This window comes from Sphingobium cupriresistens LL01, from assembly GCF_001046645.1.
GTDB lineage: Bacteria > Pseudomonadota > Alphaproteobacteria > Sphingomonadales > Sphingomonadaceae > Sphingobium > Sphingobium cupriresistens.
In genome coordinates, this window is record NZ_KQ130434.1 from 2,448,314 (window position 1) to 2,471,939 (window position 23,626).

Consider the following 23,626-nt stretch of genomic DNA (forward strand, 5'->3'; position numbering starts at 1 on the left):
TCCATTATCCACCAAGCCGGGCGTAGAGGAGAAATTCGACATTGCCCTGCGGCCCGGTAATCGGGCTTTGCGTCAGGCCCGCGACGGTCCAGCCCTGCGACACGACCCAGTCCTGCACTTCGGCACAAACGCGCTGGTGGACGAGGATATCCCGCACGACGCCATTCTTGCCCACTTCTTCCCGCCGCGCCTCGAACTGCGGCTTGATGAGCGCGATCATTTGCGCGCCGGGTTTGGCGAAGCTGATCGGCTTCTCCAGCACCTTCGCGAGGCTGATGAAGCTGGCGTCGCACACGATCAAGTCCACGGCTTCGGGGATATGCGCGTCGGTCAGAATCCGGGCGCTGGTCTGTTCATGGACGATGACGCGGACGTCGGAGCGGATTTTCCAGGCCAGCTGGTTGGTGCCGCTATCGACCGCATAGACCTTCATTGCACCGTTGGTGAGCAGCACGTCGGTAAAGCCGCCGGTCGAGGAGCCGACGTCGATCGCGACGAAGCCGGTGACGTCGATCGCAAATTCTTCGAGCGCGTGGGCCAGCTTGACGCCGCCGCGCGACACCCAGGGATGGTCGCGGCCGCGCACGTCCAGCTCCGTCCCTTCGGGCACCTGCTGGCCCGCCTTCTCGACCTTCCTGTCGCCCAGGAAGACGAGGCCGGCGAGGATCAACGCCTGCGCGCGGGCGCGGCTTTCGGCGAGGCCGCTGTCGACAAGCAGTTGGTCGGCGCGGATCTTGACCATCAGCGCGCCAGTCCGGCAAGGGTGGCGGGGGTGAGGAGTTGCGGCAGGGTCTGCGCCTCCTTGCCGGGCGCGTAGAAGAGATAGAGGGGAACGCCCGACCGGCCCTGCCCTTCGAGGAAGCGAGTGATGGCCGGATCGGCATTCGTCCAGTCGCCTACCATGACGGTGACGCCGGACTTGTCGAAGGCGGCGCGGGTTTCGGCGCGGTCGATGGCGGCAGCCTCATTCGCCTTGCAGGTCAGGCACCAGTCGGCGGTGAAATAGAGGAAGACCGGCTTGTTGGCGGCGCGCAGTTCGGCCAGTTTTGCGACATCGAAATGGACAGTTGAATCGCCTTTTTCGACAGCGGCAGGCGCGCGGGTCGGCAGGGCGTAGGCGCCGCCGACCATCAGGGCGAGGCCAGCGATAGCCGCGATCCAGCCGCCGCCCTTACCCAGCCGCTGACGACCACCCAGCCACCAGAGCAACAGCGCCAGCAGCAGCGCCGCGGCCAGCCCGATCGTCATGCCGGACACCCCACGCTGCTGACCCAGCAACCAGGCGAGGCCGAGCGCGGTCAGGAACATCGGGATGGCGAGGATCTTCTGAAAACGGCCCATCCAGCCACCGGGCTTAGGCAATCGTTTGCGAAATGCCGGGACGTAAGCAAGCAATAGGAAAGGCAGCGCCAGCCCCAACCCCAGCCCGGCGAATATCGCCAGCGCAGCAGCCAGAGGCAGCAACAGCGCTGCGCCCATCGCCGCGGCCATGAATGGCCCGGTGCAAGGGGTCGCGACGAAAGCGACCAGCGCCCCGGTCCAAAAGGAACCGGCGACGCCGCCCTTCCCCGCCAGCGCCTCGCCGCCGCCATAGGCGCTGAGATCGAACAAGCCAGCCAGGTTGAAGGCGATGCCGGTCACCAACAGCAGCAGCGCCAGGATGATGCGCGGGTCTTGCAGCTGGAATGCCCAGCCGACCGCGCCACCCGCGGCCCGCAATATCAGCAGCGCGCCGCCCAGCGCCAGGCAAGTCAGGACGACGCCCAGCGTATAGGCCAGCGCCTCCCGCCGCACGGTCCGCTCGTCGCCGCCGGCTTTCGCCAGCTTCATGGCTTTAAGGCCCAGGATCGGGAAGACGCAGGGCATGATGTTGAGCAGCAGGCCGCCCAGCAGCGCGCCCCCCAGCGCGGTGAAAATGGCGCTCCACTGGCCGCCGCTCGATGCGCCCGCGACCGTGCCGGGAATCGCGGTCAGCAGGAAGCCGACATGGTCGCCGGTCCGTAGAACCGCCTGCACCGCCCCACCCTTGCCGCCTTCGGCCGCATCCGTCTCGATCAGCAGCGTGTCGCCATTGCGCGTCACCGTCTGTGGCGCAGCATAGCGCGCCAGCCCCTCGGCCAGCGGGAAGAGGTGCATGTCGCGCGCCTGCGCGCTGGCCGGAAACGGCACCGACAGGCGGAGTGTGCCGTCCTTGACCGCATAGGTCGCTTCCGATCCCAGCGGTCGGGGCAGATGGGTGCGCCACCCGTCGAAGCGCGTCCGATCGATGGCCGACACGGCGCCGTCGCCCGCGACCAGGTCCAGCGCCAGATCGCCGCTTTCAGGCACGCATACCTTGTCGGTGCAGGCCAGCCATTGCGCCTTCGCCCGCACCGGCAGGCGGGTGCCGGGCGGAAGGCCCGCAGCGACCTTCAGCGTCGCCAGAACGCCATAGGGGCCTTCATAGACATGGTTCATCAGGCCGGAGATCAGCAGCGTTTCCGGCACCGGATAGCGCAGCGGGCCGACGCTGACGCCCTTGGGCAGGGTCCAGTCCACGGTCATGCCCAGCCCCGCATCGCCGGGATTTTCCCAATAGCCGTGCCAGCCCTTTTCCGGCGTCATGGCGAAGGCGATGGTCGTGCCCTCGCCGGCCTTGGGCGCAGCGCTTTCGGCGACCAGTTGGGCGGCGATATGCGCCGCGCCGCCGCCGAACGCACTTTGCCCCTGCGCAGGGGAAAGGCCGGCCAGCAACGCCAGCGTCATCAATATGACTTGAAAAATCCGCATCGGGCCTCTGGTCTGGTGGGTGTCAGCGGGCTAGGTCCGGGGGCGTTCGCCGTCAAGGCTGGAGAAGGTACAGTAGATGTTGAAGAAAGTCGCGGCCGCCCTGTTGATCGCCACCGCCATGCCGCTGGCGGCGCAGCAGCCCGCCCCGGCTCCGGCCGCCCCGACTCCGGCCCAAGCGCCACCGACTCCTCCAAAGCTGATCGTCGCGATCAGCGTGGATCAATTTTCCGCTGACCTGTTCAGCGAATATCGCCAATATTATACCGGCGGCCTGAAGCGCCTGACGAGCGAAGGCGCGGTCTTCCCGCGCGGCTATCAGAGCCATGCCGCGACCGAAACCTGCCCCGGCCATTCGACCATTCTGACCGGCAGTCGCCCGTCGCGCACCGGCATCATCGCCAACAACTGGTTCTCGCTTGACGCCAAGCGCGAGGACAAGAATGTCTATTGCGCAGAGGACGAAACCCAGCCGGGCAGCAGCAGCGACAAATATGAGCCCTCTCCGCTTCACCTGAAGGCGCCGACGCTGGGCGGCCGGATGAAAATCGCCAACCCCGCCACCCGCGTCGTGTCGATCGCGGGCAAGGATCGCGCCGCGATCATGATGGGCGGGCCGACCGCCGACCATGTCTGGTGGCTGGGCGGACCGCAGGGCTATGTCAGTTACAAGGGGATCGCCACCCCGCCGCTGGTCGCCAAGGTCAATGCGGCGATGGCGCAGCGGCTGGCCCAGCCCAATCCGGGCTTTGACCTGCCCGCCCAGTGCGTGTCAAAGGATTTCGCGGTGCGGGCGGGCGACAAGACGGTCGGCACCGGCCGCTTCGCGCGCGCAGCGGGCGATTATAAGAGCTTCCGCATTTCGCCTGAACAGGACGCGATGACGCTGGCCTTCGCCGCCGCCGCGATCGAGACTATGGACCTGGGGAAGCAGGCGCAGAGCGACATCATCTCGATCGGCCTGTCCGCGACCGACTATATCGGCCACACTTACGGAACAGAAGGCGTCGAAAGCTGCATCCAGGTCGACCGGCTGGACCGCGAATTGGGGTCGTTTTTCGATCGGCTGGACAAGGACGGCATCGATTATGTCGTGGTGCTGACCGCCGACCATGGCGGCCATGACCTGCCCGAACGCCATCGCCTGAACGCGATGCCGATGGAAAGCCGGGTAGACATGGCGCTGACGCCCAAGGCGCTCAATGCCGCCATCGCGGACAAGGCAGGACTGCCCGGCAAGAAAGTGCTCTGGAGCGACGGCCCGTCTGGCGACCTGTATTTCGACAAGGGGCTGACTGCGCCTCAGCGCGCCCGTGCCGAGGCCGAAGCGCTCAAGCTGCTGCGCGCGCATCCGCAGGTCGAAACGGTGTTCACCAAGGCGCAGATCGCCGCCACCCCCTCCCCCTCCGGCCCTCCCGAAAGCTGGAGCCTGATCCAGGAAGCGCGGGCCAGCTTCTATGCGGAGCGGTCGGGCGACCTGTTGCTGCTTTTGAAGCCGCGCGTCATGTCGATCCCTGAGCAGGCGACGATGGGATCGGTCGCGACCCATGGTTCGCCCTGGGACGCCGACCGCCGCGTGCCGATCCTGTTCTGGCGCAAGGGGATGCAGCATTTCGAACAGCCGCTGGGCGTGGAGACGGTTGATATCATGCCGTCGTTGGCGGCGCTGATCGGGCTGCCGGTGGCGAAGAGCGAGATCGATGGCCGGTGCCTGGATCTGGTGGCGGGCGACGGGGATAGCTGCGCGGCGCGTTAAACAAACCGTCCGCGCTGAGCGAAGTCGCAGCCCTCCGCAGAACGTAGTGAAGCGGCTTCAACTTCGCTCAGGGCGAACGCGGCCCTCTAAATATTCTCGCCCACGCCGTCCGTGCTTTCCAACATGGCATGGACACGGTGCGGGGCGGAGACTTCGACGCGGCTCGTGACCTCATAATGCGCCTTGGCCTGGCGCACATTGCTGTCGGCGGGCACGCTGTCGGTCAGCCAGACATTGCCGCCGATGACGGAGCGGCTGCCCACAATGATTCGGCCCAGAACCGTGGCCCCGGCATAGACGACCACGTCATCCTCGATAATCGGATGGCGCGGGAGCGCCTTTTCCAGCGCGCCCTTGTCATCCGCGGGAAAGCTGCGCGCGCCAAGGGTCACGCCTTGGTACAGCCGCACCCGATCGCCCACAATCGCGGTTTCGCCGATGACGACTCCAGTGCCATGGTCGATGAAGAAGGATTGGCCGATGGTCGCGCCGGGATGGATGTCGATCCCGGTCTTGCCGTGCGCGATTTCCGACATGATCCGCGCCACCAGCGGCGCGCCCAGTCGATGCAGGCGATGCGCGAGCCGGTGATGGATGATCGCCAGCATCGAGGGGTAGCAGATCAGCACCTCGTCCACGCTGCGCGCGGCGGGATCGCCCAGGAAGGCGGCATCGACATCGGTGTCGAGCAGCACGCGCAAGGCCGGCAGGCTCTGGGCGAACGCGGCGATGATGCGCGCGGCTTCGCGATCGACGGCCTCCGCCGGCTCGTCCTTCAACGCATAGATGAGTTCCAGCCGGATCTGGCCGTAAAGTCGGCTGAGCACCGTTTGCAGCGTTTCGGCGACATAGGCGTCCTCATTATGGAGGCGCACGAAGCTGGGGCCAAGGCGCAGCGGGAACAGCGCGCCGCATAGCGATTGCATGATCTTGGTCAGATTGTCGCGCGAGGGGAAGCCTTCCGCGCCATATTCGGCATGATGCCGCTGCGCCTGGCGCCAGCGACTGCGCGCCGCGCCCAGTTCCGCGGTCAGCGCCACTATGTCCCAATAGCCTTCGACGATCCGATCATCGCCCTGTCCGTCCGCCATCATATCCGCCTCATGCGCCTGTTCCTGCGGGCATAGCGTGGCGACAGGCGTCGCGATAAACGAGTTTTGCTTGGGGTCGGACAGTTTCTCTTTTAGCCGCGGGGCCCGGACCTGGGCAGGTGCAGGCAGATTTCGGCGCGCAGCCCGCCTTCGGGCCGGTTGGCGAGCGTTAACTGCCCGCCTTCCGCCCGCACCGCTTTGGCAACGATGGCCAGGCCCAGGCCCAGGCCGCGCGTGTTGCGCTGGCGCGCGTCGTCGAGCCGGGCGAAGGGCCGCAGCACCTCATCCAGTTGTTCGCGCGGGATGCCGGGGCCATCATCATCGACGCGGATCAATATCTCGACGCCGACCCGCTCCAGCGAAACGCGGGCGCGATCGCCATAGTGGAGCGCGTTTTCGATCAGGTTGCGCACCGCGCGACGCAGCGACAGCGCGCGAACCTCCATTTCCAGATGATCCGGCCCATCATAGGCAACGTCGTCGCCATGGTCCTGGAAAGCATCGACGATGGTGGCGATGGTGACCGCGACATCGGTGCGCACGGGCGGCTCAGGGTCTTTCTCGCCACCCAGGAAGGCGAGCAGCGATTCCAGCATCGCGCCCATTTCCTCCAGGTCGCCGGCCATCGCCTGCTGAATGTCAGCATCCTTCACCTCTTCAAGCCGCAATTGCAGCCGGGCGAGCGGCGTGCGCAGATCATGGCCGACCGCCGCCAGCGTTTCGGTGCGTTCGTTGATGAGGCGGTGGAGGCGCGACTGCATTGCATTAAAAGCGGCGATCAGGTTGCGCACGTCGCTGGTCCCTGCTTCGGGCACCATGACCGCCGACCCCAGGCCGATCCGGTGGGTCGCATGGGTGAGGTCGCGCAACGGGGCGAGCGTGCGGCGAATCAGCAGCCAGCCGGCGATCAGCAACGCCAGCACCGGGATCAGCGCCAGCCCCAGCCGACCCAGGGTGAAAGCCCATTTGCTGCCGCTATGGTGCATACCGAAATAGAGCCAACTGCCGTCGGGCAGTTGCAACCCGCCATTGATTTCCGAATGGCGATTGGGCGCGGCCAGCCGCAGCCAGAGACGCGAGCGCTCCAGGCTGGGTTCCCAGGCGATGATCTGCTGGCGCATCCGCTCCAGTTCCGGCGAGAGCGGCGGCGGCGGCGGCGCGGCGGGCGACCAGTGGACATCGTAGCGATCGGTGGTCAGTTGCAGGCCGAGCGCGGGGCGTTCCGCTCGCGGCTGCTCGGTCAGCAGCTTGCGGGCGATGACCAGATGCTCGGCCAGGCGCCGCGCCTCATCATCCTGCAACGATATCTGGCTGGTGCGCTCATAAATGAGCGTGCCGACCGCAAATTCCAGCATCACCGTCAACAGCAGGATCGCGAACAGGCGGCCAACCAGCCCCAGCGATCCCCTGACATGGCGTCTCAAGCGCGGCTGACCTCTGCGTTGAACATATAGCCAACACCGCGGACGGTGGTGATCGGCGCGCCCTTGTCGGCGGTGGACAATTTACGGCGCAGGCGGCTGACGAGGACGTCAATGCTGCGATCGCTGCTGTCGCCCATGCGGGTGCGCGACAATTCGATCAACCGCTCACGCGCGATGACCCGCTGCGGATGGCTGAGGAAGGAACCGAGCAGGTCGAATTCCGCGCCGGTCAGCTCGACGATCGCGCCGGTGGGGGAGCGAAGTTCGCGCCGGGGGAAGTTGACGTTCCAGCCGTCAAAATGCGCCTCGCTCTCCCGATGCTCATCCGGGCCGCGCTCCACCCCGACGCGGCGCAGGATGGCGCGGATGCGGGCGATCAGTTCGCGCGTGCCAAAGGGCTTGGGCAGATAATCGTCCGCGCCCAGTTCCAGCCCGACGATCCGGTCCGTCTCGCTACCCTTGGCGCTGATGAAGATGATGGGGACGTCGCTCTTGCGCCGGATCTGACGGCACAGGTCGATGCCGTTGGTGCCGGGCAGCATGACGTCGAGGACGACGAGATCGACCGGGCCGGCGTCGAAGGCCACCCACATTTCAGGGCCGGAGGATGCGGGACGCACCTGATAACCATGTTCCTGGAGCGCCCGCGCGGTCAGCGTGCGCAACGGCGGATCGTCCTCGACAAGGATGATCGACGGGGCGGTCATGAAGGCGTCAGCGCACAAAATGTCATGGTCGGGAAATAGGGGGCGGCGGATCGGGGGTCAACCGCGCGGGTCGCGGGAAGTCCAGAAACGCGACTGTAGCAACAATTTGTCACGGCGGGGAAAATCCCGGCGCGCGCCAAAGCCTGAAGACCAATGCCGGGCCTGGCGAACCAGGCCCGGCGACGGATCAGAAAGCGGCCGAGATCGAGAACACGACTTGGCTGCGCGCGATCGACTTGCCGGCATTATCGCCGTCCGCCACCGAGAAGTTGGGACGGATATAGTTTTCCTCGACGCGGGCGATGTCGGTGTCGACATAGGCCACGCCCAGCGTCAGCGGCGTGCCGGGGATGGCGACGTCCGCGCCAACCAACCAATCAAGATATTTGCCGGTAGGCGCCAGCGAGGTGCCGTTGGGACCCAAGCCGGAATTGCCCTTCGACCAGCCCAGATGCGCCTTCACAGTGACCGGCGTGTTGGGGATTGCCGAATTGACGTCGGTCCAGAGATAGAGATTATCGTTCTTCTTGCCCGGCCGGAACACGGTGCAAGCCGCATCGCTGCATGTCTTGCCCAGCGCTTCCTGCTTGGGAGCATAGGCGACGCCGACCAGGGCATTGACTGGACCCAGGGCGCTCGACAGCTTGACATAGGGTTCGGCGAAATCGGTTTCGTCGAAACCGCTGGGATACATATACCAGATGAGGCCGACGTCGAGCTTGGCGCCTCCAAGATCAACAGCGTAGCCGGCATTGAGATCCAGTTCCATATTGGCGCCGCCAAAAGTGCCCCAACCCGACAGGTTGGAACCCCAGATTCCGGCGTAAGCGCCGGATTCATGACTGACGGAAATGCCGCCTTGGACGGCCATGCCCTTGTCCGACATCGAAACGCCGCGGAAGCGATAGTCCGAAACCATCGCAACGCTGCCGGTAACGGTGACGGGGCTGGCGGGTTCTTCCTGCGCGAAAGCCGGTACGCTGGACATGAGCGCGAGGGCGGCACAGGCTATTTGATACTTCATGAACATTCCCCTTTACGTTGGAATGTTCCGTCCTGCATCCGCTCTGGTCCGAAGATCTGTTATTGATCGTCTTCGATACCGGCGGATGACCTTGCCCTATTCTGTCCTGCCCGCGAGACAAACCGCTTTTACTGCAACTGCGAAAGGACCAGGCGGGCTGTGATATGCCGGGCACGGTTCTTTGCTGGATTAGCAACATAATGTTGCTATTATGTTGCTAGTTTAACTCGCCATAAAGAAAAGCCGCCGCGCCCGGTGAGACGCGACGGCTCAGGACATCGCCCGATTTTTTTGGGGGATCAGGCGACGAGTTGACGCATCCGTCCGGTGGCGCCGAACAATTCGACCGGCCCACCCGCGACCCGGCGGCGATCGACCCATTCGCGCAACATTTCCGCGCACGTATGATCGATATGGCCGAGCCGTTCGACATTCAGTATGACCACTCCGGCGGCCGGCAGAGATTCAAGCTTGGCCGACAATTTGGGCAAGTTGAGGAATGTGGCGGTGCCGCGCAGCGCCACCTCATGCGCTTCGCCCCGACTTTCCTCATCCACCTTCAACCGCAAGCGCGTGGCGTGAGGCAGCAGTTCGAGCAGCGACAGGCCGATGCCCACCAGCACGCCGGTCAGCAGGTCGGTCGCCACGACGCAGATCAGCGTCGCCGCCCAGACGATCGCGGGCAGCGGACCGTAAAGGTGGAACAGATGCTTGACATGCGCGACGCTGACCAAGCGGACGCCGGTGATGACCAGAATGCCGGCCAGCGCGGCCATCGGAATTTCGCGCAGCAGCCAGGGCAGCAGAGCGACGAAGCCCAAAATCCAGACGCCGTGGAGGATCGCCGACAGACGGGTCTTGGCCCCGGCCTGGACGTTGGCCGAACTGCGGACGATGACGCCAGTCATCGGCAGCGCGCCGGCGAAGCCGCAAAGCAGGTTGCCCACGCCCTGGGCGCTAAGTTCGCGATTATAATTGGTGCGCACGCCGTCGTGCATGCGGTCGACCGCCGCGGCCGACAGCAAGGTTTCGGCGCTGGCGATGAAGGCGATGGCGATGGCGGTGGTGATGATCGTCGGGTTCATCAACTGCGCCATCAGCCCGGCTTCGGGCAAGGCGACCGCCGCGACGATCGATTCAGGCACGACCACGCGCGCGACCGGCAGGCCAAGCGCAAAAGCGACGATCGTCGCGGTCACCACGCCAACAAGCGCGCCGGGCACCAGTTTCAACGATGCGGGACGGAATTTCTCCCAACCCAACATGCTGAAGATGGTGACGAGGCCGACGGCGAAGGCGGTTGCCGCATCGCCGTTCGACAGGCCGAAAATCTGACCCGGCATGGCGATCAGGTTATGCAGGCCGCTGGATAGGGGCTTATCGTCGAACAGCACATGGAACTGGCCGACGACGATCAGCACGCCGATCCCGGCGAGCATACCATGCACGACCGCCGGTGAAATGGCGCGAAACCAGCCGCCGACCCGCAACAGGCCGGCGACGATCTGGATCGCGCCCGCCAGAATGAGGATGGGACCGAGGGCGGACAGCCCCTGTTCGCGGACGATTTCGAAGACGATCACCGCAAGACCGGCGGCCGGACCGCTGACCTGCAACGGCGAACCCGCCAGCAGGCCGACGACCAGGCCGCCGATAATGCCGGTGATGAGGCCCTTCTCCGGCGGCACGCCGGAAGCAATGGCGATGCCCATGCAGAGCGGCATCGCCACCAGGAAGACGACGATCGACGCCGTGAAGTCGCGGCTGAAATTGCCGCCGGAAAGAGCCTTCAGCATGATTTACTCCGCCGCTTGGGCAACGGCCGCTGCGCCAGCGAGGCGGCGGCCATGGGGAAGCGCGACCGGCATCGGCTGGCCTTCGCGCAGGGGCGAGAATTGGCCGGTTTCGCCATCCAGCCCCAGTATCTGACCGGCGTGGATATCGACGTACCAGCCGTGCAGCGCGATTTCACCGCGCGCGATGCCCGACGCCACCGAAGGATGGGTGCGCAGATGCGCGAGTTGGGCGACGACATTTTCCAACGCCATGTTGCGCAGCTTTTCAGCATCGCTCAGATCGTCGGGATAATTTTCGCGGCAGACCATTTGCGCGGCATGGCTGTGGCGCAGCCAGGCGGCGACGTTGGGCATCTTCGTCAGGTCGGCATTGGTGGACAGCGCCTTCATCGCGCCGCAGTCGCTATGGCCACAGATGATGATGTCGCGCACGCCCAGCACCATCACCGCATATTCGACGGTCGAGGTGACGCCGCCATTCTGCGTGGCGTGCGGGGGGACGATGTTGCCGGCGTTGCGGCAGACGAACAGATCGCCGGGCGCCGCCTGCATGATATGTTCGGGAACGATGCGCGAATCGGCGCAGGAGATCATCAGCGCCTTGGGGCTTTGGCCGTGGCTGGCCAGTTGGTTGTAGAGCGCGCTTTCGTTCGGGAAAACCTTGGTTTCGAAGCTGAATACGCGACCGAGTAGCTCGTTCATGGAGTCTATCCTCTTCTAACATGGCGCCAGTCAGGGGGCGGACCGGCTTGAGGCCAAGAATAAGGACGCGGTTTTGCTGCAGCGCAGCGGCTTTGTTAAAAACTATGTCTGAGTAATGGACCGTGCGATTGTCGCGCCAAACCGCATAATCGGCGCGTAGACGCTGGAAACCCCGGTCAGCGCCGATCGACCACAGCGCTGAACATATAGCCCACGCCACGAACGGTAACAATTGGCGCAGACCGCCCGCCCGCGCCCAGCTTGCGGCGCAGCCGGCTGACCAGCACATCGATGCTGCGATCGGACGATGGCGCATCGCGCACGCCCGCAAGCTCCATCAACCGCGCGCGCGCGATGACCGTTTGCGCATGGTCCAGAAAAACCGCCAGCAGCGCGAATTCGGCGGCGGTCAGTTCGACCAGACGCCCGCATGGATCTGTCACTTCCCGCCGAGCGAAATCCACGATCCAGCCGTCGAAAATAGCCTCTGTCTGGCGACGCAGGCCCAGCGCCCGCTCGCTCCGGCCGCGACGCAGCACCGCGCGCAGACGGGCGGCGAGTTCGCGGATCGCATAGGGTTTGTCCATATAATCGTCCGCGCCCAGCTCCAACCCGACCACGCGGTCGACCTCCGAGCTGTTCGATCCGACGAGGATGACGGGCACGTCGCTACGTTCGCGGATATCGCGGCACAAATCGAGTCCATCAGGCCCACGCAGCGCCGCATCCAGCACGACCGCTCCAACCGGCGTGGTGGTGAGGGCGCTGAAAATATCGGCCGCCGACGCCGCAGGCAAAGCACGAAATCCGCTTTGCTCCAGATATTCGCGTATCTCGCGCCGCAAATCCTGCTGTGTTTCGGCGACCAGTATCAGTGGTGGATTCATCCGCCCTGAACAGCGCCCGGAGTGGAACCGACTTTGGCGGACAGAGCCGCCTGGATAAGGGCTATAATCGGCGACATGGGCGTCTCCTCCGCGGCAGAGGCAATCTGCGACTTTTGGCCGTGCGATCGCGAACAGCGGAAAGATTTACGGTTGGCGAATGTCTCCGTAATTTGCCGTATGTAACAAATCATTGCCAGCGCAATTATCGGCCCTTCATTGCGCGGCGATCAGGACCGGCAAAGGCGGCGGCATCGCCCCGCCGCAAAGATGCGCGATCAGCGCCGACAACCACAGCGCATCCCCGGCCGCGCGATGCCGCGTCGCCCCCTGCCCATCGGCGAAGGCCATGGCGGCGATGATCCGTCGCTCGTCCGCGCCCTGCTCATCGAACAGGGTCGCGACATGTTGAATCGTGAAAGGCGTCGGCGCGCCGGCCACGGCCGCCAGGGTATCGAGCCAATATTGATCGATCAGGCTGTCGGCGACCACCCGCCGTCCCTGCGTCGCGGCGGCCAGTTCTGCCAGCACGACGGCGGCAGGTTGCCCCTCGCACGCGATCCGCTCGCGGCTCAGGCCATGCAACGCCTCGGCCTCCGCCGTCCAGTCCCAGCCGGCCCAGCTATCATGCGGGCGAATCAGCCAACTGCGCGACCTGTCGCCATCGGCTATGCCCACTTCGATCGGGAAGGACCGTCCATGGCGTGGTAGGCAGGACGCCTCGAAATCGATAGTTATGATGTGCAAGGCACAGCTCCATATTCTCGTGCGACCCGCCCCCTCCAAGCATGTGCCGCGCGTTCTTCTATGCGCCCCTTTCGGCGTGAACTATGTCATGCCAAAGTCAATCGCCACCCCCTTCAGCAAAAATCATATGGGCTGGCGCAGGGATGCGGCGAAAGGCGCGACGCGGTTGAAATTGTCTGCTAGCGGACGGAAACCAAAGGGAAACACGCGCATGACCGTCGTCGCCGCCTATCTCTATCGCAACGGCCAGCGAGTCCGCCCGGTGGCGATCGACGAGCGGGTCGATTGCGCGCCCGACAAGTCCGAATTCATCTGGATCGGCGTGGCCGACCCGACGGTGGAGGAAATGGAGACGCTGGCCCGAACCCATGGCCTGCATCCGCTGGCGATCGAGGATGCGATCAAGGCCAACCAGTTGCCCAAGGTCGATATTTACGGCGACCAGTTGTTCGTGGTCGCCCGCACCGCTCATGTCGAGGGCGACGCCATATGCTACGGTGAAACCGCTCTGTTCGTCGGCCCCAGCCATATCATCAGCGTCCGCCACGGATCGGCGCGCGCCCATCTGGCGCTGCGCGAGGAGTTGGAGGCCGTGCCGTCCCGCCTGGCCCAGGGGGTGGATTATGTGCTGCACGCTATCCTCGACTTCATCGTCGACGGCTATCTGCCGATTATCGAGGGGATTGAGGAGGAGGTGCTGGAAATGGAGCAGCAGATGATCGACCATTTCCTGCGCCGGGAGGATATCACCCGCATCTTCAGCCTGCGCCGCCAGCTGATCCGCTTCCAGCGCGTCCTGCTGCCTATGCAGGAGGTCGCGACCAAATTCGTCAAGATGGATCTGCCCAGCATCGATCCCGAAGCCCGGCCCTATTTCAGCGACGTGCGCGACCATGTCCGCCGGGTGCAGACGATGGTCGATGATTTGCGCGAAATCCTGAACAGCGTATTCGAATCGAGCAACCTATTGGAGCAGCAACGCACCGGCGAGATTACCCGCCAGCTTGCCGCCTGGGCCGCGATCCTGGCCGTGCCGACCGCGATTGCGGGAATTTACGGCATGAATTTCGAACATATGCCCGAACTCAAGACGCGCTACGGCTATTTCGTGGTGCTGGGCGTGATCGGCGTGGTGTGTTCGCTGCTCTACGCCCGGTTCAGGAAGCTGAAGTGGCTGTAACAGCGGCCACCGACTCGCGTATCACCAACTCATGCGCCAGATAGTCGTTCATGCGGGCTGTGGCGTCCCCGCCCCGCGCCGGTGCGCCAGTGAGACGATCGCGGCGGCCATGTCGTCATTGCTGGCGAAGATGGCGGTCGGCCGGTCAGGCCGGTCCAGCAACATCGCGCCCGCCGCCAGCCCCACCCTCTCGGACGTTGCGGCTGAAATGTTGATGGCTAACCTTGCTCAACGGTTAGCCAATAGCGCCGACGACACCGGGAAAAAAGAGGCGCAAATGCCAAAGGTGGTGCACCCGACGGGATTCGAACCCATGGCCCTCAGATTAGGAATCTGATGCTCTATCCTGCTGAGCTACGGGTGCCCGGCGACGGCTCTATTGCGCGCGAAGAGCCCGGTCAATTCTCGGCGGTCAATTTAATGGCTCAATTCTTGGCCTGCGGCGGGATGACCGGAAAGGGGAGCGGCGCGACCTCCACCCCTTCCGCGATCAGCGCCTTGGCCTCGGCCGGGGCCACCTCGCCATGGATGCTGCTGCGGTCCTTTTCGCCGTAATGCATCGCGCGCGCCTGCTCGGCGAAACCGCGACCGACCCAGGTGCTGTCCTCCAGCGCCTTGCTCTGCGCCGTCGCCAGCGCCTCGACCAGCGCCTTCATCTTCGCCTGATCCGCGCCGCTCATCGCCGGTGCTGTGGGTTCCTCGCGAACTGCGACCGCGCGGCTATTGCCCTTGGCGCCCACCGCCGGGGCCATGACCGCCTTGGTCACATCGCCGTCGCCGCATAGCGGGCAGGCGAGCAGGCCCCGCGCCTTCTGATCCTCATAATCGGCGCTGGACCCGAACCAGGCCTCGAACACATGGCTCTGGCTTGCACATTTGAGGTCGAACACGATCACGAAATAGTCACATCCTGCGGTATCATACGGCGGTTGGCGAGCGCCGGCACGCGCCCGCGCACATCCCCTACGCGCCCAAGATCGAGATCCGCAAGCCCCAGTCCGGCCGTCTCGCCCATATCGAGCAGCACCTCGCCCCAGGGATCGATCACCACGCTATGGCCATAGGTGATGCGGCCATCGGCATGTGTCCCCACCTGCGCCGTCGCAATGACATAGCAGCCCGCCTCGATCGCCCGCGCACGCAGCAGCACATGCCAGTGCGCCTGCCCGGTCGGCACGGTGAAGGCAGCGGGCGCCAGCAGGATCGTCGCGCCCGCATTGGTCAACGCGCGATACAGATCGGGGAAGCGCATGTCGTAGCAGATGGAAAAGCCCATTCGACCCCAGGGCGTGTCCGCAGCGACCACCTGCTCGCCCGGCCCGTAGACCGAGGATTCGCGCCAGCTTTCGCCGGTGGCGAGATCGACGTCGAACAGGTGGATCTTGTCATAGCGCGCCCGGATGGCGCCGCTGTCGTCGATCAGGAAGCTGCGATTGGACCAGCGCCCGTCGGCCCGCTCGCCCTTCAGCGGCAGCGACCCGATATGCACCCATAGCCCCTCGCGCGCTGCGGCGTCGCGCACTGCGGCCAGCACCACATCCTCCGCTTCACCCCGCAGCATATCCGCCGCGCGCTGGCGGTCGCGGTCCAGATATCCGGCCATTTCGGGCGTTAACAACATGTCCGCGCCTTCGCCTTTGGCGCGCTTCACCATCTCCACGATGGCCGCGGCGTTGGCGGCGGGATCGATCCCGCTGGTCATCTGAAACAGGGCGGCGCGCATTTTGTCGCTCACAGGCCCAACAAGGCGTCCAGCTTGCCGTCGCGGTTCAGCGCGCCAAGATCGTCGCTGCCGCCGATATGGGCGCCATCGATGAAGATTTGCGGCACGGTGGTCCGGCCGGGCGCACGGTCCAGCATCTCGTCACGCTTGGGCCCGCCCATGGTTATGTCATATTCCTCGAACGCCACGCCCTTGTCGGTCAGCAGCGCCTTCGCTCGCGCGCAATAGCCGCACCAAGCCTTGGTATAGATTTCGACTTTCGCCATAATAGCTCCTTTCCCCTGAAATTGGGGGAACGCGCGGCTTTGTCAATCGCCGCCCCTCATTCGACATCGGCATCCGGCAACACACGCGCCCAGCAGAGCAGCCGCACGTCGCCCGCGCCGCCACGCTTGAGCACCCGCGCGCAGGCCGCCGCCGTCGCCCCGCTGGTGTGGACATCGTCGATCAACAGCACGCGCCGCCCCTTGATCGCGGACGCATCCGCCAGCGCGAAGGCCCCGCGCACCATCTTCGCCCGCTGCGCCGGGTTCATCCCACGCAGCGGCGCAGTCCGCTTCACCCGGCGCAAGGCGCGCTTCTCCACCGGCCAGCCTGTCAGCCGCCCCAGATGGTCCGCGATCAGCGCCGACTGGTTGAAGCCCCGATGCCAAAGCCGCCAGCGGTGCAGCGGCACCGGCATGATCAGCGCCTCCGCACTCCCCACATGGCGCAGCATCTGCCGCGCGATCAGTCGCGCGAGGCCGATGCGCCGCCCATATTTGAACCGCAGCGCCACCGTCTTCGCCACATCGCCATAGGCCAGCACAGCGCGCGCGCTGTCCCAGGGCGGCGGGTTGGCCACGCACGCGCCACACTCGGCCCCCGCGCCCATGTCGTGCGGGAAAGGCGCGCCGCAGCGCGCGCAGCAGGGGTCGCCCAGCAATTCCATGCCGCTCCAGCAGGACAGGCAGAAGGCGAAATCCGCCCCCACGATGGCGCCGCAACCGGGGCAGCGCGGTGGCAGCGCATAATCGACCGCAGGCTGCAAAACGCCCTTGAGAAGCGGGAGGAGCGACATCATCTGCCTTGTCCGCACTTCGCGCCCGATGCACAAGGCCCGCCATGGATGACCGCCCCGACATTTTCGACCGCGCCCGGCGTGCGCGCCAGCGCGACCGGATGCTGCCCGTCTTCGCCGATCATGACTTCCTCTATCGCGCGATGCTGGACGAGTTGATCGATCGCTTGGCCGATGTGCAGCGCGACCTGCCCGAAGCGCTGGTGATCGGCTGCCCGGACGGCAGCGCGAAGGCGGCGCTGGAGGCGATAGGCAAGCGCGTCGCCTGCGCCGATCCCGGCTTCCTCGCGGCTAAAGCGGCGGGCGGCGTCCAGATGGACGAAGACGCCCTGCCCTTCGCCGACGACAGTTTCGATCTGATCGTCGCCTGCGGCACGCTAGACAGCGTCAACGACCTGCCCGGTGCGCTGATCCTGATGCGCCGCGTGCTGCGCCCCGATGGGTTGATGCTCGCGGCCTTTGCGGGTGCGGGCAGCCTGCCCCGCCTCAAATCCGCCCTGCTCGCCGCCGAAGCCGACCGGCCCGGCCAGCATGTCCATCCGCAGGTCGATGTGCGATCGGCCGGTGATCTGCTCAGCCGCGCCGGATTCGCCATGCCGGTCGCGGACGGCGAGACGCTGGCCATCCGTTATGGCGATGTCGTACGCCTGATGCACGACCTGCGCTTCATGGGCGCGGGCAATGCGCTGAACATGCGCGCGCCGGCGCTGACCCGCGACGCGCTGACGCGCGCGGCGGGCCATTTCGCCGATGCCGCCGACCCGGATGGGCGGACGGCGGAGCGGATGGCGCTGGTCTATCTGTCCGGCTGGAAACCCGATCCCAGCCAGGCCGGACCGGCCAGGCGCGGCAGCGCGACCATGTCGCTGGCCGCCGCGCTCAAAGGGGAAGCCTAGCGCTTTCGCGTGTCACTCGATCATGACGGCCACCACACGCCAGACGCCATTTTCGCGTTCCAGCGTCACCGACTCCGTCGCCTCGGCCTTGTTGGCGAAGCGCGTGCGAAACTTTACCATCTCAAAGCCATTGGGCGGTGCGAGCAGATATTCCTGGCTGAGCAGGTCGCGGGATATCAGCGTACCCAACGGCGTGCGCACCTTTTCCTGCACCGATGCCCAGAGCTGGGGCGTATTGGCCTTGCGAAAGGATGATCCGGTCGTCCGATAGCCATCGTCCCAGCGCCCCTGATCCCCTAGCGCCAGCCATCGCCGCGCCGCATCGACCACTTCGGCGTTTGACGCCGCCTGGGTGACGGCCGGCGCTTGGGACGACGGCGCGGAAGCAAGTTGCGGCAAGGCGGCAAGCGCCAGCAGGCCAAGAACAAACGTCATGAGAACTACTCCGATGATGAGCCGGTAAGGACGGGTTGCCCGTCCCGCGCCGCCGGTCGGCGCGCTGTCCTCATCCATCTCAGTCGCAGCCACGTCTGCCCCGATTTCTCTGTCCCCCACATAATCGGGGGCCTCCCCCGGATCGCCACTCTCAGCCTCCAGCAGCATCCGGGCGGCCTCCCGGCTGCTGGACACCGCCATCTTGCGCCGCGCGTCGCGGAGCCGCTCGTTGATCGTATGGACCGACAGGCCCAGGCTGCGGGCGATCGACTTTGCGTCATGGCCGCGGACGATCAGGCGCAGCGTCTGCTTCTCCTTCTCGCTCAGCGCCCAGCCCATATCCGTCATCTGCGTGCTCATAATGAAAAGACCTATGTCAGGCCTTGGGTGGCAGCTACCCCGAAAAATTTGTATCGTAACCGGCAGATCGCTCCGCCATCATCCCAGTCCCCGCCGCCCCTCCAACTCACCCACGGTCGGCGCCTCCGCAACCTCCCGTGATGCCCATGCCTCGCCGTCATGCCGATATTCCACATGGCTCGCGCGCCGGAACGCCGCCCCGTCCCACACGATCACCTGCAACTCCATCTCGTTGTTGCGCCGCACATGCAGCCAGTTGAAGCTTTGCGGCTCGGCGTTGCGCAGCCGGGTCGATGTCGCCGTGCCGGCCTGAATCACCAGCGCGCCGCCGCTATGCTCGACCATTTTGCGCGCAGCCTCCGCATAGGTGCGGTGGAAATGGCCGGCGAGCGCCAGATGCACCCCGGCTTCGCACGCGGCCTTGATCGCGTCGTCATGCTGACCCACCGCTTCGCTCAATTCCCCGCCCCGGCCGATCGGCATGGAAAAGAGCGGATGATGGGTCACGAGGATGCGGGTCTTGTCCGGAGCGACATGGGCGAAGCGCGCGCGCAGCATGTCCATCTGGTCATGGTTGATCCGCCCGTCCTTTATCGTCAGCGAACGGGCGGTGTTGAGGCCCAGGATCGCAACCTCGCCATCTTCGTAAAAGGGGCACAGGTCGTTGCTGATATAGCGTTTGTAGCGGTCCAGCGGCGCCGCGAAACGCCGCACCACGTCGTAAAGCGGCACGTCATGATTGCCCGGAATGACCAGCGTCTTGAGCCCCGCGGCCTTTAGCCGCCCCAGCCAGACTGCGGCCTGCTTGAACTGCTCCACCCGCGCGCGCTGGGTGAAGTCGCCGCTGATGACTACCAAGTCGGGGCGGCGCTCCTCCAGCCAGGCCGTGGCGGCATCAACGATCTTGGGATCGTTGGCGCCGAAATGAATGTCGGAGAGATGTGCGATGCGAGCCATGCCAGGGTAACGAATCCATGCCCTATGGTTTCCCTGCGATTTCCGATGCACCCTAAATCGATCTGGCGGAGTTATTGCGGCATGGAAACGAAACCACTCCCCAAAGACGCCATATTGGTCGTCAACGCCCATAGTCGCCGCGGGCAGGATAATTTCGCGCAGGCGAAGGAGAAGCTGGAGGCCGCTGGCGTCCGCCTGATCGCCGCCCATGCGGTGGAAGAGCCGGAGAAGATGGCGCAGATCGTGCGGGACGCCGTGGCGAGCGGCGCGCCGATGGTGATCGTGGGCGGTGGCGATGGCTCCATGTCCGGCACGGTGGACGAATTCGTCGGCAAGGATTGCGTCTTCGGCGTGCTGCCGCTGGGGACCGCGAACAGTTTCGCACGGACACTGGGCCTGCCGCTGGACCTGGATGGCGCGGTGCAGGCGATCGCGACTGGCCAACGCCGCCGCGTCGATCTGGGCATGATAGATCAGGATTATTTCGTCAACGCGGCCTCATTGGGCCTGTCTCCGATGATCGGCCAGACCGTGCCGCACAAGCTGAAACGCTATCTGGGACGGATCGGCTATCTGATGTGGGCGGTGAAATGCTCGGTCGGCTTCCGCGCCTTTCGCCTGACGATCGACGATGGCGAAAACCAGCGTCGCATGTGGTCGACCGAAGTGCGTGTCCTCAACGGTCCCTATCATGGCGGGGTCGAACTGTCGGACCATGCCGATGTCGATACCGGTGAAATCGTAATTCAGGCGGTGGTCGGGCGCAGCAAGCCGCGCCTGGCCTGGGACTGGTACGCCAAATTCTTCAAGCTGCGCGATCGCGACGCCCATACCGAGGAATTTCATGGGCAGTCGTTCAGGATCGAAACCAAGCCGCGCCAGCGCATCTCGATCGACGGCGAAGTGCTGGCGAAGACGCCCGTGACCGTGAAGATCGCGCCGGGTGCGGTCGATGTGGCGGTGCCGGCGAACGGATAGCTCCATCTGTACGCGCAACAAAAAAGGGACCGGAAACCGGCCCCTTTCCTGTTTTGATGTTCGAAAAAGCTTAGCGCTTCGAGAACTGGAAGCTACGACGGGCCTTCGCCTTGCCGTATTTCTTACGCTCGACGACGCGGCTGTCGCGGGTCAGGAAGCCTTCGGCCTTGACCGCGCTGCGCAGCGCGGGCTCATACTTCGTCAGCGCCTGGGCGATGCCATGCTTGACCGCGCCGGCCTGGCCCGACAGGCCGCCGCCCTTCACGGTGGCGATCACGTCATACTGACCGTTGCGATCGGTCACGCCGAACGGCTGGTTGATCACCAGACGCAGGGTCGGACGGGCGAAATAGACTTCCTGATCGCGACCATTGACCGTGATCTTGCCGGTGCCGGGCTTCACCCACACGCGGGCGACGGCATCCTTACGACGGCCGGTCGCATAGGCGCGGCCCTGGGCATCGATTTCCTGCTCGCGCAGCGGCATGGTCGAAACCGGGGGCGCGATCGGCGCAGCAACGGCTTCTTCACCTTCGACCGCTACGGCAGGCGCGGCGGCGGCGACCGGAGCGGCGGCGGCTTCGGCGGCGATCGCCGCGAGGTCGGACAGGGACTGGCGGTTATCGGACATTATGCACCCACCTTGTTCTTGCGGTTGCGCGACGCGAAGTCGAGCACTTCGGGGTTCTGGGCTTCGTGGGGATGCTCGGTGCCGGCGAAGACGCGCAGGTTGCGCATCTGCTGGCGGCCCAGCGGGCCACGGGGGATCATGCGCTCGATGGCCTTTTCAAGCACGCGCTCGGGGAAACGGCCTTCCAGGATCTTGGCAGGCGTGGTTTCCTTGATGCCGCCGGCATAGCCGGTGTGCTTGTAATAGACCTTGTCCGTCAGCTTCTTGCCGGTGAACTTGACCTTGCCCGCGTTGATGATGATGACATTGTCACCGCAATCGACATGGGGCGTGAAGCTGGTCTTGTGCTTGCCACGCAGGATATTCGCCACGGTCGAAGCGAGACGGCCCACGACGAGGCCGTCGGCGTCGATCAGGACCCACTTCTTTTCGACCGTCGCCGGGGTCGCCGGCTTGGTGGTCTTCATCAGCGCCTTCATGGTGCCAATACTCCAGAATGAAAAAATGAAACCGGGCGCCGTCGCCGACACCCGGAAGTGGGGCGCTAATGACGGGTGAGGCCCGACAAGTCAAGAGATTCGGTCGCTTTGCTGACGGGTAAAATAATACCGCCCTTCATTTGACTGGGGTCAACATCCGGCTTTCGGTCAGGGCGAGCGATCCCACGGCCAAGCTGCGCTGCTGCGTTTCCACCAGCCCGCTGGTGCGCGACAGGCGATAATGGATGCCGACCTGTACGCCTGCGCCCGCCAGTTTCTCCTCCAGGTCCAGCGCATCGGCCGGCTGCCCCACGACGCGCAACGTGCCTTCGACCGGCACTGGCCGGCCCAGCGGCGATCCCGCCACGGTGCGCAGCCCGCGGCCCTCGCCCCCCGCCACGCTGCTGCCTGCGAACAGGAAGAGCGGCTGGACTTCGCCCGCCAGCAGCGCAAGCCGGCCGTCGGGCGACAGGCTGGCGAACAGCGCCTTTACATTGGCGGCCGCCTTGTGCCGCGGGGTATCGGGCGCGAAATTGGCCAGCATCGCGTCGATCCCCGCCTGCGCCGCGCCCCAGGCGGCGTCGACATTGTCGAGGCCGACGATCCGCCCCTGCCCGTCCAGCCGGAACCGCAGAACCACGCCGATCAGGGGGGTCAGCGCAGCGCGATAGGGCTCCGCCCCGGCGGCCGGCGCATCGCTGTCGATGTCGCGCAGCGTCACCTGCAAGATATAGCCCTCGCCCGCCCGTTCGAACCGCATGTCGCGGGTCGCGCTGAACATGCGGGTCGCGCCTTCCACCGGCCGATGCTGCTCGATCCGATAGATTAGCGCCCGGTCGGTGGGCGGTGCGAAAGGGATGGCTATGCCCTGCGCCGCTGCAGGCTGGCCGAGGGCGACAAACGCGGCGACCAGCAGCCGCCTCAACGGCGCGCGCCCACGGCATGGGCGCCCCAGGCGGCGGCGGCGACCAGCAGCGCGCCGACCGCCTGGTGCAGCACGGCGAGCGGCAGCGCGATGCCGCTGATGACGGTGGCGATGCCCAGCAGGATTTGCGTGCCGACCGCCGCGTTGATCGCGATCGACGCGCCCCGCCGCCCGGCCTGTTTCGCCCGCCGCGCCAGCAGAATCAGCGCCACGGCGGCGACCCAGGCCCACCAGCGATGCAGGAAATGGACGAGATAGGGATCGCTCGACACCGTGGCCCAGAGCGACCCCAGCCACTGGATGCCTTCGGGCACGACATGGTCGTTCATCAGCGGCCAGGTGTTCGACACATAGCCCGCATCCAGGCCGGCGGTGAAGGCCCCCAGCATCAACTGGACCAGCAGCACCAGCAGCACCAGCAGCGCGAAAGGACGCAGCGCAGCAGGACGCGCCCGCGGCGATCGCGCCAGCGCGCGCAGGTCGAGCGCGGTCCACACCAGGCCGCCGATGATGAACAGCGCCGTCAGCAGATGCACCGCCAGCCGGTAATGGCTGACGTCGGTGCGCACCGACAGGCCCGACTTCACCATCCACCAGCCGATCGCCCCCTGCAACCCGCCCAGCGCCAGCAAGGCGACCAGCCGAGCGCCATAGCCCGCGGGGATCGCCCGCCGCGCCGCGAACCAGAGCAGCGGCAAGGCGAAGGCGACGCCGATCAGGCGGCCGAGTAGCCGATGCGCCCATTCCCAGAAGAATATGAACTGGAAATCGCCCAGAGTCATGCCGCGGTTGATCTGCTGATATTCGGGGATCTGCTGATAGAGGCGAAACGCCTCCATCCACTGGTCATGGGTCAGCGGCGGAATGGCGCCGGTGATCGGCTTCCACTGCGTAATCGACAGGCCGGATTCGGTCAGCCGGGTGATGCCGCCCACGACCACCATGCAGAAGACCAGCAGGGCGACGACCAGCAACCAGCGGGCGATGGCGGCGGGACGCGAAACGGGCGGAGCGGCGCGGGTGAAGGGAGACACTGTCATGCCGGGTCCATGCGCTCATGCCCTGCCCTTTTCAAGCCGTCCCGCCCGACATTGCCCATGGACAA

Annotated in this window: 25 protein-coding genes and 1 tRNA gene; 4 read left to right on the forward strand and 22 right to left on the reverse strand. The window is 65.5% G+C overall.

What is annotated here, in order from left to right:
- Positions 1-4: 4 nt before the first annotated feature.
- Both V473_RS11810 and V473_RS11815 read right to left on the reverse strand, forming a co-directional pair.
- A complete protein-coding gene (locus V473_RS11810) occupies positions 5-742 on the reverse strand; it encodes a TlyA family RNA methyltransferase (protein WP_066604200.1) in 738 nt (245 codons plus the stop codon).
- Positions 742-2,769, reverse strand: coding sequence for a protein-disulfide reductase DsbD family protein (locus tag V473_RS11815; protein WP_066604201.1), 2,028 nt, complete (start codon positions 2,767-2,769; stop codon positions 742-744). The genes V473_RS11810 and V473_RS11815 overlap by 1 nt, the downstream gene beginning before the upstream one ends.
- A 76-nt stretch (positions 2,770-2,845) precedes the next feature.
- Here V473_RS11815 and V473_RS11820 point away from each other — a divergent pair, with 76 nt between their 5' ends.
- Entirely contained in the window at positions 2,846-4,522 is a 1,677-nt protein-coding gene (locus V473_RS11820; protein WP_066604208.1) for an alkaline phosphatase family protein, read from the forward strand.
- Between the two features lie 86 nt (positions 4,523-4,608).
- On the opposite strand, the gene epsC is transcribed toward V473_RS11820, so the two are convergent.
- The 8 genes from epsC to V473_RS11860 all read right to left on the reverse strand — a co-directional run bounded on the left by epsC (position 4,609) and on the right by V473_RS11860 (position 12,897).
- Positions 4,609-5,616: a serine O-acetyltransferase EpsC gene (gene epsC, locus V473_RS11825; protein WP_408021496.1), complete on the reverse strand. Its 1,008-nt coding sequence runs from the start codon at positions 5,614-5,616 to the stop codon at positions 4,609-4,611.
- Between the two features lie 89 nt (positions 5,617-5,705).
- On the reverse strand, positions 5,706-7,037 hold the full coding sequence (locus V473_RS11830) for an ATP-binding protein (protein ID WP_066604213.1): 1,332 nt from the start codon (positions 7,035-7,037) through the stop codon (positions 5,706-5,708).
- Positions 7,034-7,744, reverse strand: coding sequence for a response regulator (locus V473_RS11835; protein WP_066604215.1), 711 nt, complete (start codon positions 7,742-7,744; stop codon positions 7,034-7,036). The genes V473_RS11830 and V473_RS11835 overlap by 4 nt, the downstream gene beginning before the upstream one ends.
- A gap of 187 nt (positions 7,745-7,931) precedes the next feature.
- The gene (locus V473_RS11840; protein WP_066604217.1) at positions 7,932-8,774 is read right to left on the reverse strand and encodes a TorF family putative porin; all 843 of its coding nucleotides are present in this window, start codon (positions 8,772-8,774) and stop codon (positions 7,932-7,934) included.
- A gap of 293 nt (positions 8,775-9,067) precedes the next feature.
- On the reverse strand, positions 9,068-10,564 hold the full coding sequence (locus V473_RS11845) for a SulP family inorganic anion transporter (RefSeq protein ID WP_066604219.1): 1,497 nt from the start codon (positions 10,562-10,564) through the stop codon (positions 9,068-9,070).
- A 3-nt stretch (positions 10,565-10,567) separates the two neighbouring features.
- Positions 10,568-11,266 (reverse strand): carbonic anhydrase, encoded by a 699-nt coding sequence (locus tag V473_RS11850; RefSeq protein WP_066604221.1) that lies wholly within the window; start codon positions 11,264-11,266, stop codon positions 10,568-10,570.
- Between the two features lie 176 nt (positions 11,267-11,442).
- Complete coding sequence (locus V473_RS11855; protein ID WP_066604228.1) at positions 11,443-12,153, reverse strand: response regulator transcription factor; 711 nt, start codon at positions 12,151-12,153, stop codon at positions 11,443-11,445.
- 213 nt (positions 12,154-12,366) lie between these two features.
- Positions 12,367-12,897, reverse strand: a complete 531-nt coding sequence (locus V473_RS11860) for a hypothetical protein (RefSeq protein ID WP_066604230.1) — start codon at positions 12,895-12,897, stop codon at positions 12,367-12,369.
- Positions 12,898-13,108: 211 nt separating this feature from the next.
- Here V473_RS11860 and V473_RS11865 point away from each other — a divergent pair, with 211 nt between their 5' ends.
- Positions 13,109-14,077 (forward strand): magnesium and cobalt transport protein CorA, encoded by a 969-nt coding sequence (locus tag V473_RS11865; protein WP_066605605.1) that lies wholly within the window; start codon positions 13,109-13,111, stop codon positions 14,075-14,077.
- Positions 14,078-14,125: 48 nt separating this feature from the next.
- Here V473_RS11865 and V473_RS24085 read toward each other — a convergent pair whose 3' ends face one another.
- The 6 genes from V473_RS24085 to V473_RS11890 form a co-directional block, all read right to left on the reverse strand.
- Positions 14,126-14,263: a hypothetical protein gene (locus V473_RS24085; protein ID WP_169793894.1), complete on the reverse strand. Its 138-nt coding sequence runs from the start codon at positions 14,261-14,263 to the stop codon at positions 14,126-14,128.
- A gap of 101 nt (positions 14,264-14,364) precedes the next feature.
- Positions 14,365-14,441 (reverse strand) — tRNA-Arg (locus V473_RS11870).
- Between the two features lie 61 nt (positions 14,442-14,502).
- A complete protein-coding gene (locus tag V473_RS11875; protein WP_066604232.1) occupies positions 14,503-14,973 on the reverse strand; it encodes a DUF1178 family protein in 471 nt (156 codons plus the stop codon).
- A complete protein-coding gene (locus V473_RS11880) occupies positions 14,970-15,800 on the reverse strand; it encodes a carbon-nitrogen hydrolase family protein (RefSeq protein ID WP_066605606.1) in 831 nt (276 codons plus the stop codon). Before V473_RS11880 ends, V473_RS11875 begins: the two co-directional genes overlap by 4 nt.
- Positions 15,801-15,808: 8 nt before the next feature.
- Entirely contained in the window at positions 15,809-16,066 is a 258-nt protein-coding gene (grxC, locus tag V473_RS11885; protein ID WP_066604234.1) for a glutaredoxin 3, read from the reverse strand.
- 56 nt (positions 16,067-16,122) lie between these two features.
- Positions 16,123-16,863 carry a ComF family protein gene (locus V473_RS11890; protein ID WP_066604235.1) on the reverse strand — a complete coding sequence of 247 codons (741 nt, stop codon included), beginning with the start codon at positions 16,861-16,863 and terminating at the stop codon, positions 16,123-16,125.
- Between the two features lie 41 nt (positions 16,864-16,904).
- Here V473_RS11890 and V473_RS11895 point away from each other — a divergent pair, with 41 nt between their 5' ends.
- The gene (locus V473_RS11895; RefSeq protein ID WP_066604237.1) at positions 16,905-17,756 is read left to right on the forward strand and encodes a methyltransferase domain-containing protein; all 852 of its coding nucleotides are present in this window, start codon (positions 16,905-16,907) and stop codon (positions 17,754-17,756) included.
- A gap of 12 nt (positions 17,757-17,768) precedes the next feature.
- Here V473_RS11895 and V473_RS11900 read toward each other — a convergent pair whose 3' ends face one another.
- Together V473_RS11900 and V473_RS11905 are read right to left on the reverse strand one after the other, a co-directional pair.
- Positions 17,769-18,551, reverse strand: a complete 783-nt coding sequence (locus V473_RS11900) for a helix-turn-helix domain-containing protein (RefSeq protein ID WP_066604240.1) — start codon at positions 18,549-18,551, stop codon at positions 17,769-17,771.
- Between the two features lie 78 nt (positions 18,552-18,629).
- Positions 18,630-19,508: a metallophosphoesterase family protein gene (locus tag V473_RS11905; protein ID WP_066604242.1), complete on the reverse strand. Its 879-nt coding sequence runs from the start codon at positions 19,506-19,508 to the stop codon at positions 18,630-18,632.
- Positions 19,509-19,589: 81 nt separating this feature from the next.
- On the opposite strand from V473_RS11905, the gene V473_RS11910 reads away from it, so the two are divergent.
- Entirely contained in the window at positions 19,590-20,486 is an 897-nt protein-coding gene (locus V473_RS11910) for a diacylglycerol/lipid kinase family protein (protein WP_066604244.1), read from the forward strand.
- Between the two features lie 70 nt (positions 20,487-20,556).
- On the opposite strand, the gene rpsI is transcribed toward V473_RS11910, so the two are convergent.
- The 4 genes from rpsI to V473_RS11930 form a co-directional block, all read right to left on the reverse strand.
- The gene (rpsI, locus tag V473_RS11915) at positions 20,557-21,117 is read right to left on the reverse strand and encodes a 30S ribosomal protein S9 (RefSeq protein ID WP_082679078.1); all 561 of its coding nucleotides are present in this window, start codon (positions 21,115-21,117) and stop codon (positions 20,557-20,559) included.
- Positions 21,117-21,596 carry a 50S ribosomal protein L13 gene (rplM, locus tag V473_RS11920; protein ID WP_082679079.1) on the reverse strand — a complete coding sequence of 160 codons (480 nt, stop codon included), beginning with the start codon at positions 21,594-21,596 and terminating at the stop codon, positions 21,117-21,119. Before rplM ends, rpsI begins: the two co-directional genes overlap by 1 nt.
- A gap of 136 nt (positions 21,597-21,732) precedes the next feature.
- Positions 21,733-22,521, reverse strand: coding sequence for a hypothetical protein (locus tag V473_RS11925; RefSeq protein ID WP_066604247.1), 789 nt, complete (start codon positions 22,519-22,521; stop codon positions 21,733-21,735).
- Complete coding sequence (locus V473_RS11930; protein WP_066604250.1) at positions 22,518-23,561, reverse strand: COX15/CtaA family protein; 1,044 nt, start codon at positions 23,559-23,561, stop codon at positions 22,518-22,520. Before V473_RS11930 ends, V473_RS11925 begins: the two co-directional genes overlap by 4 nt.
- Positions 23,562-23,626: the final 65 nt, after the last annotated feature.